Raw genomic sequence first — 17435 nt, forward strand, 5'->3', positions numbered from 1 at the left:
TGGCGTCCCCTAGGGGATTCGAACCCCTGTACTCACCGTGAAAGGGTGATGTCCTAGGCCTCTAGACGAAGGGGACATGATCTTTTCAGATCTGTCTGACTTTCGCTATCACTTACGGTCAACAGCGAAGGCCGAAATTCTAACTGCTTTGAATCATTTTGTGAAGCATTTATTACTACCGCTGCTTCGCAAATCAATCCAGCTTGTTCTGTTGGTGGAGGTAAGCGGGATCGAACCGCTGACCTCTTGCATGCCATGCAAGCGCTCTCCCAGCTGAGCTATACCCCCTTGCAGAACAGAAATGAGATTATATGGACCTACTTTGAACTTGTAAATACCCTTTTTGCGATTCGCACGAAATATTTTGCGAAGCTGCCGTGCGCTCACGCGCAGACAGCTTCACTGACGCACGAACCTCAGGCGAGCGCGCCCTCGATGCGCGACACCACGACGTCACGACCGAACAGCACCAGCACCGCGTCGATCGACGGCGTGTGCGTGGTGCCCGCCACCAGCAGGCGCACCGGCATCGCGAGTTGCGGCATCTTCAGCTTGTGCGTGGCGAGCGTCGCCTTCAGCGCCGCGGACACCGCTTCCTTCGTCCAGTCGGCCGCCTTCAGCGCGGCGGCGAGATCGGCCAGCGCCGGCCGCACCGCATCGGTCACGTGCTGCGCGAGCGCGTCGGATTCCGGTGCCGGCACACGGTAGAACATCGCCGCGCCTTCCGCGATCTCCTTGACCGTCGTCGCGCGATCCTTCATCAGGCCGACCACCGCATCGAGCGCGGGGCCCGTCGCGATCGCCGCGTCGTCGACGCCGAGCGCGTCGAGGAACGGCTTCGCGAGTCCGGCGAGGCGCGCGTTGTCGGCTTCCTTGATGTAATGCGCGTTCAGCCAGCTCAGCTTGCTATGGTCGTACTGCGCGGGCGACTTGCCGAGATGCTCGAGATCGAACCACTCGACGAACTGCTCGCGCGAGAAGATCTCGGCATCGCCGTGCGACCAGCCGAGGCGCGCGAGATAGTTGACGACCGCTTCGGGCAGGAAGCCTGCGTCGCGGTACGCCATCACGCTCATCGCGCCATGGCGCTTGCTCATCTTCTCGCCCTGCTCGTTCAGCACGGTCGGCAGGTGTGCATAGACGGGCGCTTCGCCGCCGAGCGCATTCAGGATGTTGATCTGGCGCGGCGTGTTGTTCACGTGGTCGTCGCCACGGATCACGTGCGTGATGCCCATGTCCATGTCGTCCACCACCACGCAGAAGTTGTAGATCGGCGTGCCGTCCGGGCGCGCGATCACGAGGTCGTCGAGCTCTTCGTTCGAGATCTCGACACGCCCCTTCACCGCGTCTTCCCAGACGACCGTGCCCGTCAGCGGATTGCGGAAACGCAGCACGGGCTTCACGCCGGCCGGCGGCTCCGGCAGCACCTTGCCGGGCTCCGGACGCCACGTGCCGTCGTAGCGCGGCTTCAGGCCGGCTTCGCGCTGGCGTTCTCGCAGCGCGTCGAGCTCTTCGGCCGACATGTAGCACGGGTACGCGAGGCCCTTCTCGAGCATTTGCGCGAGCACTTCGCGATAGCGGTCCATCCGCTGCATCTGGTAGATCGGGCCTTCGTCGAAATCCAGGCCGAGCCATTGCATCCCTTCGAGGATCGCATCGACCGCTTCCTGCGACGAACGCTCGACGTCGGTATCCTCGATGCGCAGCACGAACGTGCCTTCCATCTTGCGGGCGAACGCCCACGGATAGAGTGCGGAGCGGATGTTGCCGAGGTGAATGAAGCCGGTGGGACTCGGCGCGAAGCGGGTACGGACAGGACGGGTCATAAACGGTAACTCGAACGCCTGGGGCGCATGAATGATTCGACGCGGGACGGCAGCAGCAGCCCGGACAGCAACGGAGCCGGCGACGCCCGGAACGGGAAAGAAGCCGGAATTATACTCGCGCCGGACAGCGCGCCAAGCGCACCGCTTGCTTTATGATGTGCGCGCCGCGGCCGCCAGCCGGCGCGGCGCCGGTCGCACGGAACCCGCCGCGCGGCCGCTCGAAACCTATCGCCGCCGCGGGCCGTGTAACCCGCCGCCAAGCCGCCGGAGAACCATTCGATGTCGTCCCCTCGCCTGTCGCGCCGCCACTTCACGATCGCCTGCGCGTCCGCCAGCCTCGCCGCCTGCACGTCATTCGGCGACAAGTCCCGCCCCAACACGGCGCAGCCGCAAGAGAAGCCCGTGAAGATCGGCATCGCGCTCGGCGGCGGCGCCGCGCGCGGCTTCTCGCACATCGGCGTGCTGAAGGCGCTCGAGGCGCGCGGCATCCCGGTCGAGATCGTCGCCGGCACGAGCGCGGGCTCGGTGGTCGGCGCACTCTACGCGTCGGGCATGAGCGCGCTGCAGATCAACAAGATCGCGCTCGACATGGATCAGGCGGCGATCAGCGACTGGGCGCTGCCGTTCCGCTCGCGCGGCCTGCTGCAAGGCGTCGCGTTGCAGAACTTCCTGAACAAGACGCTGAACAACCGGCCGATCGAGAAGATGGCGAAGCCGCTCGGCATCGTCGCGACGGATCTGCAGAGCGGCCAGCCGATCCTGTTCCAGCAGGGCAACACGGGGCTCGCGGTGCGCGCGTCGTGCAGCGTGCCGTCGGTGTTCGAGCCGGTGAAGATCGGTAACCGGGAATATGTGGACGGCGGCCTCGTGAGCCCGGTGCCCGCGTCGTACGCGCGCAAGATGGGCGCGAGCTTCGTGATCGCGGTCGACATCTCGGCCCGGCCGGACGGCGCCGCGACCAACAACCCGATCGAGATGCTGCTGCAGACCTTCACGATCATGGGCCAGACGATCAAGACCTACGAGCTCGACAAGTACGCGGACGTCGTGATTCGCCCGAACCTCGCGGCGATGGGCGGCAGCGACTTCAACCAGCGCAACGCGGCGATCCTCGCGGGCGAGGAAGCCGTCGCGCGCATCATGCCGGAGCTGCAGCGCAAGCTCGCGGCCGCGCGCGGCATGGCTGCTGCGTAAGCACGCGCGTCACGGGAAGGGGCGCTCCATGCCGGCGCCCCGCTGCTGCCCGCAGAGCGATGTCCGCCGCGCCGCCGGCGCCGGCCCAAAAACAAAAAACCCTGCCGCCTTTCGGTGACAGGGTTTTTTTCCGGCCTGGCTGACCGGCAAACGTCAGTTGTTGCCGTTCGCCGAATCGTCGCCGATCGTCGCGCGCACGCGCTGACGGAGGTCTTCTGCCTTCATCGGGAATTCCGACTCGATCCGGCGCGCGCCGGTGAACCGCTTTTCCCAGTAGCCGCTATCGAGATCGTCGACGCGAACGGTGCTGCCCGTCGACGGCGAGTGCACGAACTTGTTGTCGCCGATGTAGATGCCGACGTGCGAGAACGTGCGGCGCATCGTGTTGAAGAACACCAGATCGCCCGGCTTCAGGTTGCTCATGCTCACCTTCTCGCCGACGCGGCTCATCTCTTCCGCGCGACGCGGCAGCGACATGCCGAGCGTGTCCTGGAACACGTAGCGCACGAAGCCGCTGCAGTCGAGGCCCGAATCCGGCGAGTTGCCGCCCCAGCGATAACGCACGCCGATCATGTTCAGCGCGCCGACGACCACGTCGCCTGCCTTGCCCGCCATGCCGGCAAGGAACGACTTCGCGCCGCCGCTCGACGGCTGTGCACTGGTCTGCTGGAGGGAGGAACCCGACCCGATCTGAGTCGAATTGGTGACATTCTGGTTAAAACTGCTGACTTCGTCGGCGAACGCGCCGGGAGCTGCTGCGAACAGGGCGCCGATGAACAGCCCGGCGATGGTGCGCGCGCATGCCTGGGTCAGGGATCGATGCTGCATTGGTCGATGGAATGTGCTTAAAAATCAGCTGATTGGCGGAAAATTTCGGTCGATACTAGCCAGCGCGTAATCGTTTGTCAAAACAAATTAAAAAATACAATCGAGATGGTCAGACCATTGGACACCTATCACGCTTTCCAGACCGCTTTCAACAGCTTTTGTGTGTAAGGATGTGACGGTCTCGTGAAAATGTCGGACACCTCTCCCGACTCGACGACGGCACCGTCCTGCATCACCGCGACGCGGTGCGCCATCGCGCCGATCACCTCCAGGTCGTGGCTGATGAACACGTAGCCGAGGTTGTATTTCTGTTGCAAATTCGCGAGCAGTTTCAGCACCTGCTGCTGGATCGACACGTCGAGCGCCGACGTCGGCTCGTCGAGGATCAGGATCCGCGGCTCCAGCACCAGCGCCCGCGCGATCGCGATCCGCTGGCGCTGCCCGCCCGAGAATTCGTGCGGATAACGGTGCAGCACCGTGCGGTCGAGGCCCACTTCGCGCAGCACCGCGAGCGACTTCGCGCGGCGCGCATCGGGCGTCATGTCCGGGCGATGCAGCTCGAGCCCCTCGCCGACGATCCGCTCGATCGTGTGCCGCGGCGAAAGCGAACTGAATGGATCCTGAAAGACCACCTGCATGTTCGAGCGCAGCGCGGTCTGTTCGCGGCCGCGATAGGTCGACAGCGCGCGCCCCTGGAATTCGATCTCGCCGCCGGCCGTCTTCTGCAGCCCGAGCAGCGCCATCGCGAGCGTCGACTTCCCCGACCCCGATTCGCCGACGATGCCGAGCGTCTCGCCCTGCCGCACCGACACCGACACGTCCGCGACGGCCGTCACCGGCAGCGTGCCGAACCAGCCCGCGATGCCCGGCCGCTTGCGCGCGAACTGCACGCTCACGTGCCGCGCGTCGAGCACGACGGGCGCGATCGGCATCACCGGCATGACGGCGCGCTGCGGCCGGCTGTTCAGCAGCCGCTGTGTATACGGATGCTCGGGTTCCGCGAAGATCCGCTCGACCGGCCCGCTCTCGACGAGCCGGCCGCGCTCCATCACCGCGATGCGCTCGGCGAAATGTCTGACGAGATTCAGGTCGTGCGTGATCAGCAGGATCGCCATCCCGCGCTTTTCCGCTTCCTCGCGCTGCAGTTCCAGCAGCAGGTCGACGATCTGCGCGCGGATCGTCACGTCGAGCGCGGTGGTCGGTTCGTCGGCGAGCAGCAGCCGCGGCCGACATGCGAGCGCCATCGCGATCATCGCGCGCTGCCGCTGGCCGCCCGACAACTGGTGCGGGTAGCTGTCGACGCGCTTGTCCGGCTCCGCAATGCCCGTGCGGGCGAGCAACGCGATCGCGCGCTTGCGCGCCTCGACCGCCGAGACGCCGTCGTGCAGCACGATCGTCTCGCCGATCTGCACGCCGATCGTATACAGCGGATTGAGCGCCGTCATCGGCTCCTGGAAGATCATCGCGATGTCCGAGCCGCGCAGCCCGCGCATCTCGCGCTCGCTCTTGCCCACCAGGTCCTGCCCCGCGAAACGGATCGCGCCGCTGACGTCGGCGTCGCGCAACAGGCGCAGGATCGACAGCGCGGTCACGCTCTTGCCGGAACCCGACTCGCCGACGAGCGCGACGCGCTCGCCGCGGCCGATCGCGAGCGTCACGTCGTCCACCGCGACCGTGTCGCCGAAGCGCACGTGCAGATGCTCGAGCGACAGCAGCGGTTCGCGTTGCGCCGATACGGTCGACTCGCTCATCGCTGGCCTCCCGCTGCGCGCACCGAATCGGCGATCCGCGTGTCGAGCGCGTTGCGCAGCGCGTCACCCATGAAGGTCAGCAGCAGCAGCGTCGCGACCAGCACGCCGAACGTCGACAGCGAGATCCACCATGCGTCGAGGTTGCCCTTGCCTTGCGCGAGCAGCTCACCGAGGCTCGGCGTCGGCGGCGGCACGCCGAGCCCGAGGAAATCGAGGCTCGTGAGCGCGAGGATCGAACCGCTCATCCGGAACGGCAGGAACGTGATCACCGGCGTAAGACTGTTCGGCAGCACGTGGCGCCAGATGATCTGCCCGTTCGTGAGCCCCATCGCGCGGGCCGCGCGCACGTAGTCCTGCGTGCGGTTGCGCAGGAATTCCGCGCGCACGTAGTCGGCCAGCCCGATCCAGCCGAACAGCGACAGCAGCACGATCAGCAGCAGGAAGCTCGGCTCGAAGATCGACGCGAAGATGATCAGCAGGTACAGCTCGGGCAACGAGCTCCAGATCTCGATCAGCCGCTGCCCGACGATGTCGATGCGCCCGCCGAAGAAGCCCTGCACGGCGCCCGCGGCGATCCCGAGCAGCGTGCCGATCACGGTCAGGATCAGCCCGAACTCGACCGAGATGCGGAACCCGTACACGAGCCGCGCGAGCAGGTCGCGCCCCTGTGCGTCAGTGCCGAGCCAGTTCTCGCGCGACGGCGGCGCCGGGTTCGGCACGTTCGAGAAGTAATTCAGCGTGTCGTAGTAATAGTGGTTCGGCGGATAGACGACGAAGTTGCCGGGTGCCTCGAGCCGCTTGCGCACGTACGGATCGAGATAGTCGGCCGGCGTCGGGAAATCGCCGCCGAAAGTCGTCTCCGGATACGCATGGAACATCGGGAAATAGGTCTGGCCGTCGTAGCGCACGACGAGCGGCTTGTCGTTCGACCACAGTGGCGCCGCAAGGCTCGCGGCGAACGCGACGACGAAGATCACGAAGCTCCAGTAGCCGAGGCGCTGCTGCCTGAAGCGCTGCCACACGCGGCGCGCCGGTGACGGCGACACGCGCGCCCGCGCGGCGTCGATGCGGGATGATGCAACGGCCCGGTTCATCGCGCTCCTCGCCCCATGGCGCCCGGCATGCGGATGGATCGTTTCATGTCAGCGCTCCAGGTTGTCGAATTGAATGCGCGGATCGACCCACACATAGCAGAGATCGGAGACCAGCTTGGTCGCGAGCCCGATCAGCGTGAACAGGTACAGCGTGCCGAGCACGACCGGATAGTCGCGCCGCACGACCGACTCGTACGACAGCAGCCCGAGGCCGTCGAGCGAGAACAGTGTCTCGATCAGCAGGCTGCCCGTGAAGAACGCACCGATGAACGCGGCCGGGAAGCCGACGATCAGCGGCAGCATCGCGTTGCGGAACACATGCTTCCACAGCACGCTGCGCTCGGAGAGCCCCTTCGCGCGCGCGGTCAGCACGTATTGCCGGCGGATCTGGTCGAGAAACGCATTCTTCGTGAGCATCGTGACGACCGCGAAGCTGCCGACGACCGACGCCGTGATCGGCAGCGCGATGTGCCACAGGTAGTCGAGCACCTTGCCGACGAGCGACAGCTGCGCGAAGTTGTCCGATGTGAGGCCGCGCAGCGGAAAGAGCTGCCAGAACGAGCCGCCGCCGAACAGCACGAGCAGCAGCACGCCGAGCACGAAACCCGGGATCGCATACCCGACGAGCACGACGAGGCTCGTCGCGACGTCGAACGGCGAACCGTTGCGCACGGCCTTCGCGATGCCGAGCGGCACCGAGATCAGGTACGTGAGGAAGAACGTCCACAGCCCGATGCTGATCGACACGGGCAGTTTCTGCACGACCAGCGACCACACGCTCTGGTGGCGGAAATAGCTGTCGCCGAGATCGAAGCGCGCGAAGCGCTTCAGCATCAGCCAGTAGCGTTCGAGCGGCGGCTTGTCGAAGCCGTACAGCGCCTTGAGCTGCGCGAGCTGCTGCGCGTCGACACCGGTGTGCGCGCGCATTCCGAACGGCACCGCGCCCTGCTCCGTCGCGCCCTTGCGCAGCTCCTGCACGGCCTGCTCGACGGGCCCGCCCGGCACGAACTGGATCACCGCGAACGTGAGGGTCAGCACGCCGATGAGCGTCGGGATCATCAGCAGCAGGCGTTTGAGGATGTAGCTCCACATAGGGCGTCGACTCGTGATCGGTGGCGGGTTGGACGAAGGGGCGGCGCGGGTCAGTGATCGGGCTTCGCCCACCAGGTCGACACGACCCAGCCCTCGGCCGAATAGTACAGCGGCAACGTCTGCGGATAGGCCAGCGTGTGCCGGTACGCGATCCGGTGCGTCGTGCTGTACCACTGCGGCACCGCGTAATAGCCGTGCATCAGCACGCGGTCGAGCGCGTGCGTCGCGTCGAGCAGGTCTTCGCGCGTCTGCGCGGTGCCGAGCGCGTGCAGCAACGCGTCGACGGCCGGCGACTTCAACCCGATGAAGTTGTCGGAGCCCGGTTCGTCGGCGAACTTGCTCGCGTAACGCGAGTATTGTTCGGCACCCGGCACCTGCACGCCCGGCAAGCGGATCGTCGTCATGTCGTAGTCGAACGCATCGAGGCGCTTCTGCAGCAGCGCGAAATCGGCCGTGCGAAAACGTGCGTCGATGCCGAGCTTCGCGAGATTGCGCTGATAGGCCGTTACGACACCTTCCATCGCGGCGCCCGAATCGTCGAGGATCTCGAACGTGAACGGTTCGCCCTTCGCGTTGCGCAGCGCACCGTCGCGATAGGTCCAGCCGGCCTGTGCGAGCAATGCGCGCGCCTTCAGCAGGTTCGCACGCAGCGAGCCCGGCGGGTTCGTGTCCGGTTGCGTGACCATCGGGCCGAACACGGCCGGGTCGAGCTGCGCGCGCAGCGGCTCGAGCAGCTTCAACTCGCCTTCACCCGGCGTACCGGTCGCCTGCAGGTCCGTGTCGGCGAAATAGCTGTCGAGGCGCGTGTACGCGCTATAGAACAGCTGGCGGTTCAGCCATTCGAAGTCGAACGCGAGGTCGAGCGCCTGGCGCACGCGCACGTCGCGAAACAGCGGCCGGCGCAGGTTCATGAAGAAGCCCTGCATGCCGGCGCCGTTGTGCTGGCGGAATTCGCGCTTGACGAGCTCGCCGCTGTCGAAGCGCTTGCCGACGTCGCGCCGTGTCCAGTTGCGTGCGATGTACTCGACGAGCACGTCGTATTCGCCGGCCTTGAACGCCTCGAGCCGCGCGACGCCGTCGCCGTACAGCTTGTAGACGATCCGCGCGAAATTGTTGGTGCCGATCCGCACCGGCAGGTCGGCGCCCCAATACGCAGGATTGCGCCGGTAGGTGATCGTGCGGCCGTTGTCGTAACGCTCGATCAGGTACGGGCCGCTGCCGATCGGCTGCTCGAACGCGAGCTGGTCGAACGGGATGCGCGAGCCGTCCGCGCGCAAGCCCCACTTGCGCGAGAACACCGGCACGCCGCCGGCGATCAGCGGCAGCTCGCGATTCGCGCTGCGGAACTCGAAACGCACGGTGGCCGGATCGACCACCACGGCCTTCGCGATCTCCGCGAAATATGCGCCGAACTGCGGCGCGGCCTGTTTGCTCTTCAGCGTATCGAATGAGAATTTGACGTCGTCGGCGGTGACGCGGTCGCCGTTCGAGAAGCGCGCGCGCGGATTCAGGTGGAACGTGACCGAACGGCGGTCGGGCGCGACGTCGATGTCGTCGGCGAGCAGCCCGTAGGCGGACGCCGGTTCGTCCGAACTCCCCGTCGCGAGGCTCTCGAACAGGTTGTCGATGCCGGGTGCGGGATTGCCGCGCATCGTGAACGGATTGAACTTGTCGAACGACGTCAGCCGGTTCGGGTTCGCGAGCACGAGCGTGCCGCCCTTCGGCGCGTCGGGGTTGACGTAGTCGAAATGCTTGAAACCCGGCGGATACTTCGGCTCGCCGTACTGCGCGATCGCATAGGCCGCGTGTGCGGCCGGCGCGGCCAGCGCCGCGTACAGCGCAAACGCCGCAGCGACGCGGCCGGCGGCCCGTACGCCACGCTGCGCGCCGAGGCAGGCTCGCGCGGCGGCGGCCCGGGGCGAACCCTTCGTCATAGAGGCCCTGTCGGTCGAATGGGGGATGTAACGTGGACCGATTCTACCCATTCAATCCGTCGGGCCAAAAGAAAACCGCCACGCGGGCGGTTTTCTCGTTGACCGGCAGTCGCGGCGCACGCGTCACGCGTGCGCGACGCGCCGATCAGCGCCAGCCGTTGTGGCGGCCGTGATCCCAGTGACCACGATCGTCGCCCCAGCCGCGACCATGGCGGCGATACCACTCGTCGCGGCCCCAGTAGCGGCGGCCGTCCCAGTAACGATCGCCGTGCCAGCCGATCACGATCGTCGGCGCCGGCGCATAGGCCGGCGCATACACCGGCGCAGGCTGATAGACGACCGGCGGCGGGGGCGGCGGCGCATACACGGGTGCGGGCGCGACGTAGACCGGGGCCGGCACGCCGACGTTGATCCCGACATTGACTCCCGCCATTGCTGCGCCCGACACGAGCAAGGCCGTCATACCGGTCAAGAGCGAGGCAACACGCAAAGTCTTCATGGATTCCTCTTCTGGTTGTGTCATGTGTGATTCGACTATAACGGCAAGCCCCGTTTCCGCATATTTCAAGTTTGTAAGAACTGATGCGCCGCATCGCAACGGGAAGCTCGCGCTAACGTCTTGTAACAATCGGCGCCCGTTTGCCCTCTCCGCACCCATTCCTAAAACATCTTTCATCCTGCCCCGCGCCCGGCGTTAAGCGGCGCCACGCACACTGCGCGAGCCGAATCGGGCTCCCGCCACGCTTCGGCACTTCGCTGACAGGCCGGCGCCCGCGCCGGCGGAGACCTCGCCGATGCTGAAACTCGTCCGACTCGCGCTCGCGCGCCCCTATACGTTCATCGTCCTCGCGCTGCTGATCCTGATCGCGGGGCCGCTCGCGGCGCTGCGCACGCCGACCGACATCTTCCCCGACATCCGGATTCCGGTCATCAGCGTCGTATGGAACTACGCGGGCCTGCAGCCGGCCGACATGTCCGGGCGCATCGTCACCTATTACGAGCGCACGCTCGGCACGACGGTCAACGATGTCGCGCACATCGAGTCGCAATCGTTCCGCAGCTTCGGGATCGTCAAGATCTTCTTCCAGCCGAGCGTCGATATCCGCACCGCGACCGCGCAGGTCACGTCGATCTCGCAGACCGTGCTCAAGCAGATGCCGCCCGGCACCACGCCGCCGCAGATCCTCAACTACAACGCGTCGACGGTGCCCGTGCTGCAACTCGCGCTGACGAGCGACACGCTGAACGAACAGCAGCTCGGCGACTACGCGACCAACGTGATCCGGCCGCAGTTGCTGTCCGTCGCGGGTGTCGCGATTCCGTCGCCGTACGGCGGCAAGGTGCGCCAGGTGCAGATCGATCTCGATCCGCAGGCGCTGCAGGCCAAGGGGCTGTCCGCGCAGGATGTCGCGACCGCGCTCGCGCAGCAGAACCAGATCATTCCGGCCGGCACGCAGAAGATCGGCGGCTTCGAGTACAACATCCGCCTCAACGACAGCCCGCTGTCCATCGACCAGCTCAACGCGCTGCCGATCCGGACCGTCAACGGCGCGGTGATCTTCATGCGCGACGTCGCGCATGTACGCGACGGCTTTCCGCCGCAGGGCAACATCGTGCGCGTCGACGGCCGCCGCGCGGTGCTGATGAGCGTGCTGAAAAGCGGCTCGGCGTCGACGCTCGACATCATCGCGGGCGTCAAGGCGCAGTTGCCGCGCATCGAGGCGACGCTGCCGCCGTCGCTCCGGCTCGTCGTGATGGGCGACCAGTCGGTGTTCGTCAAGGGCGCCGTGAGCGGCGTCGCGCGCGAAGGCCTGATCGCCGCCGCGCTCACGTCCGCGATGATCCTGCTGTTCCTCGGCAGTTGGCGCTCGACGCTGATCATCGCCGCGTCCATTCCGCTCGCGGTACTGGCGGCGATCGCCGCGCTTGCCGCCGCGGGCGAGACGCTCAACGTGATGACGCTCGGCGGGCTCGCGCTCGCGGTCGGCATTCTGGTCGACGACGCGACCGTCACGATCGAAAACGTCAACTGGCATCTGGAACAGGGCAAGGACGTGCGCAGCGCGATCCTCGACGGTGCGTCGCAGATCGTCGCGCCGGCCTTCGTATCGCTGCTGTGCATCTGCATCGTGTTCGTGCCGATGCTGCTGCTCGACGGCGTCGCGCGCTTCCTGTTCGTGCCGATGGCCGAAGCCGTGATCTTCGCGATGATCGCGTCGTTCGTGCTGTCCCGCACGTTCGTACCGATGATGGCCCGTTACTTGCTGAAACCGCATGCCGCGCATCCGGTGGCCGTGCTCGCACCGCACGGCGCACCGTTCACGCCGCCGCGCGCACGCAATCCGCTCGTCGCGTTCCAGCAGGGTTTCGAGCGCCGCTTCGCCGCACTGCGCGCCGGCTACCGGGTCTTGCTCGGCCTCGCCCTCACCTGCCGCGCCCGCTTCGTCGTGTGGTTCCTCGCGGGGGTCGCCGTATCGTTCGCGCTGGTGCCGGGGCTCGGCCGCAATTTCTTCCCGTCGGTCGACTCCGGCGAGATCGTGATCCACGTGCGCGCACCGATCGGCACGCGCATCGAGGAAACGGCCGCGCTGTTCGACCGCGTCGAGCGCACGGTGCGCGCGGTCGTGCCGCCGCATTCGCTCGCGAGCATCGTCGACAACATGGGGTTGCCCAATAGCGGGATCAACCTCACGTACAGCAACAGCGGCACCATCGGCCCGCAGGACGGCGACATCCTCGTGTCGCTCACGGGCGACCACGCGCCGACGGCCGGCTACGTGAAGCAACTGCGCACCGAGCTGCCGCGTGCCTTTCCGGGCGTGACGTTCTCGTTCCTGCCCGCCGACATCGTGAGCCAGATCCTCAACTTCGGCGCACCGGCGCCGATCGACGTGCAGGTGACGGGCCCCGACCGGGCGGCCAACCGCGCGTATGCGACCGCGCTGTTGCGGCGCATACGCGCGGTGCCGGGCGTCGCCGATGCGCGCGTGCAGCAGGCGTCGACCTATCCGCAGTTCACGGTGTCGGTCGACCGCGCGCGCGCCGCGCCGCTCGGCATCACCGAGCAGGACGTCACCAATGCGGTGGTCGCCAGCCTGTCCGGCACGAGCCAGGTGTCGCCGACCTACTGGCTCGATCCGCGCAACGGCGTGTCCTATCCGATCGTCGCGCAGACGCCGCAATACCGGATGACGTCGCTGTCGGACCTGCGCGCGCTGCCCGTCACGGGCCGCACGGGCGCCCCGCAACTGCTCGGCGGTCTCGCGACGATCGTGCGCGGGCAGACCGACGCGGTCGTGTCGCACTACGACATCGCGCCGCTCTACGACATCTTCGCGACCACACAGGATCGCGATCTCGGCGCGGTCAGCGCCGACATCGAACGCGTGCTGCGCGCGAGCGCCGCCGATCTGCCGAAGGGATCGCGCGTGACCGTGCGCGGCCAGGTGCAGACGATGAACGGCGCATTCGGCGGGTTGCTCGCCGGCCTCGCCGGCGCGGTGCTGCTGATCTACCTGCTGATCGTCGTGAACTTCCATTCTTGGCGCGACGCGTTCGTGATCGTGAGCGGCCTGCCTGCCGCGCTCGCCGGCATCGTCTGGATGCTGTTCGTCACGCGCACGCCGCTGTCGGTGCCGGCGTTGACGGGCGCGATCCTGTGCATGGGGGTCGCGACCGCGAACAGCATTCTCGTCGTCACCTTCGCGCGCGAACGGCTCGCGCACACCGCCGACGCGGCCGCCGCCGCGCTCGAGGCCGGCTTCACGCGCTTTCGGCCCGTGATGATGACCGCGCTCGCGATGATCATCGGCATGGCGCCGATGGCCCTCGGTCTCGGCGACGGCGGCGAACAGAATGCGCCGCTCGGCCGTGCGGTCATCGGCGGCCTGCTGTGCGCGACCGTCGCGACGCTGGTGTTCGTCCCCGTCGTGTTCAGCCTCGTCCACCGGCGCGATCGCGCGCCGCGCTCCGATTCCCTTTCCGTCACTCCGGGAGAACAGCATGTCCACTGAATTCGAAGTCCGCCCCCCCGGCACGCCGCGCTATCTGAAGCCGCTCGCGATCGCAGGCGCCGTCGCCGCGCTCGCCGTCGCGGCCGCCGGTGTCTTCGCCCGCATGCATGACGCGCACGCGGTCGCCGCGTGGACTGCGCAGCAAGCGATCCCGACCGTCGCAACGGTCGCGCCGCAGCCGGCCGCGGCCGACGCACTCGTGCTGCCGGGCCGCCTCGACGCGTATGTCGACGCACCGATCTATGCACGCGTGCCGGGCTACCTGCATGCGTGGTACGCGGACATCGGCGCGCATGTGAAGGCCGGCCAGCTGCTTGCGTCGATCGATACGCCCGATCTCGACCAGCAGTTGCAACAGGCCCGCGCGGACCTGCAAAGCGCGAGCGCGAACGAACGGCTCGCCGCCATCACGGCCGCACGGTGGGCCGAGATGCTTGCGCAGGATTCCGTATCGCAGCAGGAGGCCGACGAGAAGCGCAGCGATCTCGACGCGAAACGCGCGGCCGTCGCAGCGAGCACCGCCAACGTACGGCGGCTCGACGCGCTCGAATCGTTCAAGCGGCTCGCCGCGCCGTTCGACGGCATCGTGACGGCCCGCAAGACCGACGTCGGCGCGCTGATCGACGCGGGAAGCGGCAGCGGCGCCGAACTCTTCACCGTGTCGGATGCGCGGCGGCTGCGACTGTACGTCCACGTGCCGCAAGACGACGCGGCCGCGATCCGTGCGGGCATGCAGGTCGCGCTGACCGTGCCCGAGCGCCCCGGCACGACGTTCAACGCAACGCTCGCGGATTCCGCGCAGTCGATCGACCCGGCTTCCGGCACGCTGCTCGCGCAGTTTTCGATCGCCAATCCGGCAGGCACGCTGTTTCCCGGCGAATACGCGCAGGTGCGGATCGCGATGCCCGGCGCCGCGCATGCGTTGACGATTCCGGCCAGCACGCTGATCTTCCGCCAAGACGGGTTGCAGGTCGCGGTGCTCGACGCGAACGGGCACGCCAGGTTGCGCAACGTGTCGATCGCGACCGACCTCGGCACGCGTGTCGAGATCGCATCCGGGCTCGCAGCCGGCGATCGCGTGATCGACAATCCGCCGGATTCGCTCGCCGATGGCGACCCCGTGCGCGCCGCCGGCACCGCGACGACGGAGCACGCGCATGGCTGACCGACCGCTTGCTGCATTGTTGGGCAGTGTCGCGCTGCTTGCCGGCTGCTCGCTCGCACCGACCAGTCGCGCGCCGGATGTTCCGGTGCCGGCCGCGTTTCGCGAAACGGGCCCGTGGGTCGATGCCGCCCCGGCCGACCGGCTGCCTCGCGACGGCTGGTGGCGCGTGTATGGCGATGCGACGCTCGACCGGCTCGAACCGCTCGTCGCACGCGCGAATCCCGATCTCGCGGTCGCCGTCGCGCGGCATGACGAAGCTGCCGCGCTGTTCGACGCAGCGCATGCGGCATTGCTGCCGACCGTGGGCATCGATGCCGAACCCGACCGCGACCGGCAGTCGGCGCGCCGGCCGCTGCGCGGCAGCGGCCAGCCCGACGTCTACGAGTCGAACACGCTCGAAGCCGGCATCGGCTATGACGTCGATCTGTGGGGCAAGGTCCGCAACACGGTCGCGGCCGACCGCAACGAGGCGCAGGCGGCCGACGATGATCTCGCGTCGGTCCGGCTCAGTCTGCAGGCCAGCGTGGCCGGCACCTACTTCGACCTCGCGGGCCTCGACCGCGAAGCCGATACGCTCGCGCAAACGATCGATACGTACCGCCGCGCGTGGCAGCTGACGGTCAGCCGTCATCGAGGCGGCCTCGCATCGGGGCTCGACGTGTCGCGTGCGCAAACGCAACTCGCGCTCGCCCAGGCGCGCGCATCCGACATCGCCGCGCGCCGCGCACTCGACGAACACGCGATCGCGGCGCTCGTCGGCGCATCCGCGTCGACGTTCACGCTGCCGCCCGTCGCGGCGCTGCCGGGCGTGCCGTCGATTCCGACCGGGCTCGCGTCGACGCTGCTCGAACGCCGGCCGGACGTCGCCGCCGCCGAACGCCGCGTCGCAGCCGCGAACGCACGCATCGGCGTCGCCCGCGCGGCCTATTTCCCCGACCTGTCGCTCGGCCTCGACGCCGGCTTCCAGAGCGATACGTTTTCGCCGTGGCTCGCCGCGCCGAACGAGATCTGGTCGATCGGGCCACGCCTCGCGATGACGCTGTTCGACGGCGGCCTGCGTGCCGCGGGCGTACGCAAGGCACGTGCGCAGTTCGCCGAACAGGGCGCGCGCTATCGCGCCGTCGTGCTGCAGGCGTTCCGCGAAGTCGAGGACGATCTCGCGCTGCTGCATCGCCTCGGCGACGAATCGGACCAGGACGACGCCGCGCTCGTCGCGGCGCGACAGTCGCTTGCACTCGCGATGTCGCGCTATCGCGACGGTGCGGTCAGCTATCTCGACGTCGTCACGGCGCAGACGACCGAACTCGATACGCAGATCGCGTCGCTCGATGCCGACGCGCGGCGCCTGCAGGCATCCGTCGGGCTCGTGCGCGCGCTCGGCGGCGGCTGGCACCGCGCGCATTCATGAACGTTTCTTCATCGGCACGCCCGGCGCCTGCACTGACGCACCCGATAACGTGGTTCCTGCCGGCATCGCCCTCGCGGCACCGGCCACCGACACTTGAAAAGGACTCCGCCATGAAGACCCTGATGTTCGCCACCCTTCTCTCTGCGCTCTGCGTCGCGCTGCCCGGCCGGGCCGGCGCGACGCCGCCCGGTGCGGCGACGGCATCGCAGACGCTCGCATCTACCGCGCCCGCGCCACTGCCGTCTCGACCGGCATGGAACTGGAACGCCTCGCCAGCCACGCCGCTGACACGTGCGCAGGTCTATCGTGAACTCGTCCACGCCGAACGCGACGGCCAGCTCGCGCAACTCGATCGCGAACTCTATTCGCACTGACTGTATGCAAGCGAGTGTGCCGTGCGGCGCGCGGCACCTCTGCGATACGGACGCGCGGCGCAATGCCGTCCCGTCATCCGCCCGCGTCGAACCGGAACCCGAATCGCGCGACCGTTTCGATCCGCGCGGAGAACGCATGCGCGGCCAGCTTGCGCCGCAACCTCACGACCAGCGCATTGACCGTTTCGGGTTCGATGTCGGCATCGCCCCATGCGTAACGCAGCACGGCATCGCGCCCGACCGGCCGCCCCGCTTCGCGCAGCAGGCATTCGACGAGACGGAATTCCCGTGCGCTGAGCGCCAGCCGCCTGCCACGCTCCTCGAGTGCGCGCGTCGCCGTGTCGAGCCGGACCGATTCCCGCGTTTCGATCGCGCCCGTCCGGCGCCACAACGCGCGCAGCCGCTCGTGCAGCTCCACGAACGAACACGGATGGGCAAGACACACGTCGCAGCCGGCCTGCAGCATCCGCGCACGCTGCGCGGGCGTTGCGCCGCTGACGATCGCGGCGATCGTCGCGCCGCCGGCCGATACGGCGAGTCGCGGCAATCCTGCGAGGATCGCCGGGTCGGCCGCCGCATCCGGTGCGGCAATCACGATGGCATCGAACCGGTCCTGGGTCGCCGCGAAGCAGCCGTCGCGCCATCCGTCGACGCGCTCGACGCCGTGCATGCTCTCGCGAAACGCCTTGTCGAGCCGCGCAGCCTCCGGCGTCGGCGGCGCAATCAGCAGGATGCGCATCGAGCGGTCTCCTGCGC

At 67.7% G+C, this 17435-nt stretch carries 13 protein-coding genes and 2 tRNA genes; 5 read left to right on the forward strand and 10 right to left on the reverse strand.

Going from position 1 to position 17435, the window contains the following annotated elements:
- From BLA15945_RS23780 to gltX, 3 genes are all read right to left on the reverse strand, one after another.
- A tRNA-Glu gene (locus tag BLA15945_RS23780) sits at positions 1–76 on the reverse strand.
- A 136-nt stretch (positions 77–212) separates the two neighbouring features.
- Positions 213–288 (reverse strand) — tRNA-Ala (locus tag BLA15945_RS23785).
- 128 nt (positions 289–416) lie between these two features.
- A complete protein-coding gene (gene gltX / locus BLA15945_RS23790) occupies positions 417–1826 on the reverse strand; it encodes a glutamate--tRNA ligase (protein WP_174993499.1) in 1410 nt (469 codons plus the stop codon).
- A gap of 279 nt (positions 1827–2105) precedes the next feature.
- Here gltX and BLA15945_RS23795 point away from each other — a divergent pair, with 279 nt between their 5' ends.
- Positions 2106–3020: a patatin-like phospholipase family protein gene (locus BLA15945_RS23795; RefSeq protein ID WP_059233819.1), complete on the forward strand. Its 915-nt coding sequence runs from the start codon at positions 2106–2108 to the stop codon at positions 3018–3020.
- 153 nt (positions 3021–3173) lie between these two features.
- On the opposite strand, the gene BLA15945_RS23800 is transcribed toward BLA15945_RS23795, so the two are convergent.
- The 6 genes from BLA15945_RS23800 to BLA15945_RS23825 all read right to left on the reverse strand — a co-directional run bounded on the left by BLA15945_RS23800 (position 3174) and on the right by BLA15945_RS23825 (position 10218).
- A complete protein-coding gene (locus BLA15945_RS23800; RefSeq protein WP_059233818.1) occupies positions 3174–3848 on the reverse strand; it encodes a C40 family peptidase in 675 nt (224 codons plus the stop codon).
- A 128-nt stretch (positions 3849–3976) separates the two neighbouring features.
- Positions 3977–5599 (reverse strand): ABC transporter ATP-binding protein, encoded by a 1623-nt coding sequence (locus tag BLA15945_RS23805; RefSeq protein ID WP_174993500.1) that lies wholly within the window; start codon positions 5597–5599, stop codon positions 3977–3979.
- Positions 5596–6693 carry an ABC transporter permease gene (locus tag BLA15945_RS23810; protein WP_059233816.1) on the reverse strand — a complete coding sequence of 366 codons (1098 nt, stop codon included), beginning with the start codon at positions 6691–6693 and terminating at the stop codon, positions 5596–5598. The genes BLA15945_RS23805 and BLA15945_RS23810 overlap by 4 nt, the downstream gene beginning before the upstream one ends.
- 48 nt (positions 6694–6741) lie before the next feature.
- A complete protein-coding gene (locus BLA15945_RS23815) occupies positions 6742–7785 on the reverse strand; it encodes a microcin C ABC transporter permease YejB (protein WP_059233815.1) in 1044 nt (347 codons plus the stop codon).
- A 50-nt stretch (positions 7786–7835) separates the two neighbouring features.
- Entirely contained in the window at positions 7836–9719 is a 1884-nt protein-coding gene (locus BLA15945_RS23820; RefSeq protein ID WP_059233814.1) for an extracellular solute-binding protein, read from the reverse strand.
- Between the two features lie 145 nt (positions 9720–9864).
- Complete coding sequence (locus tag BLA15945_RS23825) at positions 9865–10218, reverse strand: hypothetical protein (RefSeq protein WP_059233813.1); 354 nt, start codon at positions 10216–10218, stop codon at positions 9865–9867.
- Positions 10219–10513: 295 nt separating this feature from the next.
- Here BLA15945_RS23825 and BLA15945_RS23830 point away from each other — a divergent pair, with 295 nt between their 5' ends.
- The 4 genes from BLA15945_RS23830 (at position 10514) to BLA15945_RS23845 (ending at position 16679) form a co-directional block, all read left to right on the forward strand.
- On the forward strand, positions 10514–13732 hold the full coding sequence (locus tag BLA15945_RS23830) for an efflux RND transporter permease subunit (protein ID WP_174993501.1): 3219 nt from the start codon (positions 10514–10516) through the stop codon (positions 13730–13732).
- Positions 13722–14897, forward strand: a complete 1176-nt coding sequence (locus BLA15945_RS23835; protein ID WP_174993502.1) for an efflux RND transporter periplasmic adaptor subunit — start codon at positions 13722–13724, stop codon at positions 14895–14897. The genes BLA15945_RS23830 and BLA15945_RS23835 overlap by 11 nt, the downstream gene beginning before the upstream one ends.
- Positions 14890–16305 carry an efflux transporter outer membrane subunit gene (locus BLA15945_RS23840; RefSeq protein ID WP_174993503.1) on the forward strand — a complete coding sequence of 472 codons (1416 nt, stop codon included), beginning with the start codon at positions 14890–14892 and terminating at the stop codon, positions 16303–16305. Before BLA15945_RS23835 ends, BLA15945_RS23840 begins: the two co-directional genes overlap by 8 nt.
- Positions 16306–16415: 110 nt before the next feature.
- A complete protein-coding gene (locus tag BLA15945_RS23845) occupies positions 16416–16679 on the forward strand; it encodes a DUF4148 domain-containing protein (protein ID WP_059233810.1) in 264 nt (87 codons plus the stop codon).
- A 73-nt stretch (positions 16680–16752) separates the two neighbouring features.
- On the opposite strand, the gene BLA15945_RS23850 is transcribed toward BLA15945_RS23845, so the two are convergent.
- Complete coding sequence (locus BLA15945_RS23850) at positions 16753–17418, reverse strand: response regulator transcription factor (RefSeq protein ID WP_174993504.1); 666 nt, start codon at positions 17416–17418, stop codon at positions 16753–16755.
- Positions 17419–17435: the final 17 nt, after the last annotated feature.

It is taken from the genome of Burkholderia arboris (genome assembly GCF_902499125.1).
GTDB classification, from domain to species: domain Bacteria; phylum Pseudomonadota; class Gammaproteobacteria; order Burkholderiales; family Burkholderiaceae; genus Burkholderia; species Burkholderia arboris.

Bases quoted from the DNA above. Each gene is read 5' to 3' on its own strand.
- gltX (WP_174993499.1), bottom strand. From the start codon at position 1,826: ATGACCCGTCCTGTCCGTACCCGCTTCGCGCCGAGTCCCACCGGCTTC.
- BLA15945_RS23795 (WP_059233819.1), top strand. From the start codon at position 2,106: ATGTCGTCCCCTCGCCTGTCGCGCCGCCACTTCACGATCGCCTGCGCG.
- BLA15945_RS23800 (WP_059233818.1), bottom strand. From the start codon at position 3,848: ATGCAGCATCGATCCCTGACCCAGGCATGCGCGCGCACCATCGCCGGG.
- BLA15945_RS23805 (WP_174993500.1), bottom strand. From the start codon at position 5,599: ATGAGCGAGTCGACCGTATCGGCGCAACGCGAACCGCTGCTGTCGCTC.
- BLA15945_RS23810 (WP_059233816.1), bottom strand. From the start codon at position 6,693: ATGAACCGGGCCGTTGCATCATCCCGCATCGACGCCGCGCGGGCGCGC.
- BLA15945_RS23815 (WP_059233815.1), bottom strand. From the start codon at position 7,785: ATGTGGAGCTACATCCTCAAACGCCTGCTGCTGATGATCCCGACGCTC.
- BLA15945_RS23820 (WP_059233814.1), bottom strand. From the start codon at position 9,719: ATGACGAAGGGTTCGCCCCGGGCCGCCGCCGCGCGAGCCTGCCTCGGC.
- BLA15945_RS23825 (WP_059233813.1), bottom strand. From the start codon at position 10,218: ATGAAGACTTTGCGTGTTGCCTCGCTCTTGACCGGTATGACGGCCTTG.
- BLA15945_RS23830 (WP_174993501.1), top strand. From the start codon at position 10,514: ATGCTGAAACTCGTCCGACTCGCGCTCGCGCGCCCCTATACGTTCATC.
- BLA15945_RS23835 (WP_174993502.1), top strand. From the start codon at position 13,722: ATGTCCACTGAATTCGAAGTCCGCCCCCCCGGCACGCCGCGCTATCTG.
- BLA15945_RS23840 (WP_174993503.1), top strand. From the start codon at position 14,890: ATGGCTGACCGACCGCTTGCTGCATTGTTGGGCAGTGTCGCGCTGCTT.
- BLA15945_RS23845 (WP_059233810.1), top strand. From the start codon at position 16,416: ATGAAGACCCTGATGTTCGCCACCCTTCTCTCTGCGCTCTGCGTCGCG.
- BLA15945_RS23850 (WP_174993504.1), bottom strand. From the start codon at position 17,418: ATGCGCATCCTGCTGATTGCGCCGCCGACGCCGGAGGCTGCGCGGCTC.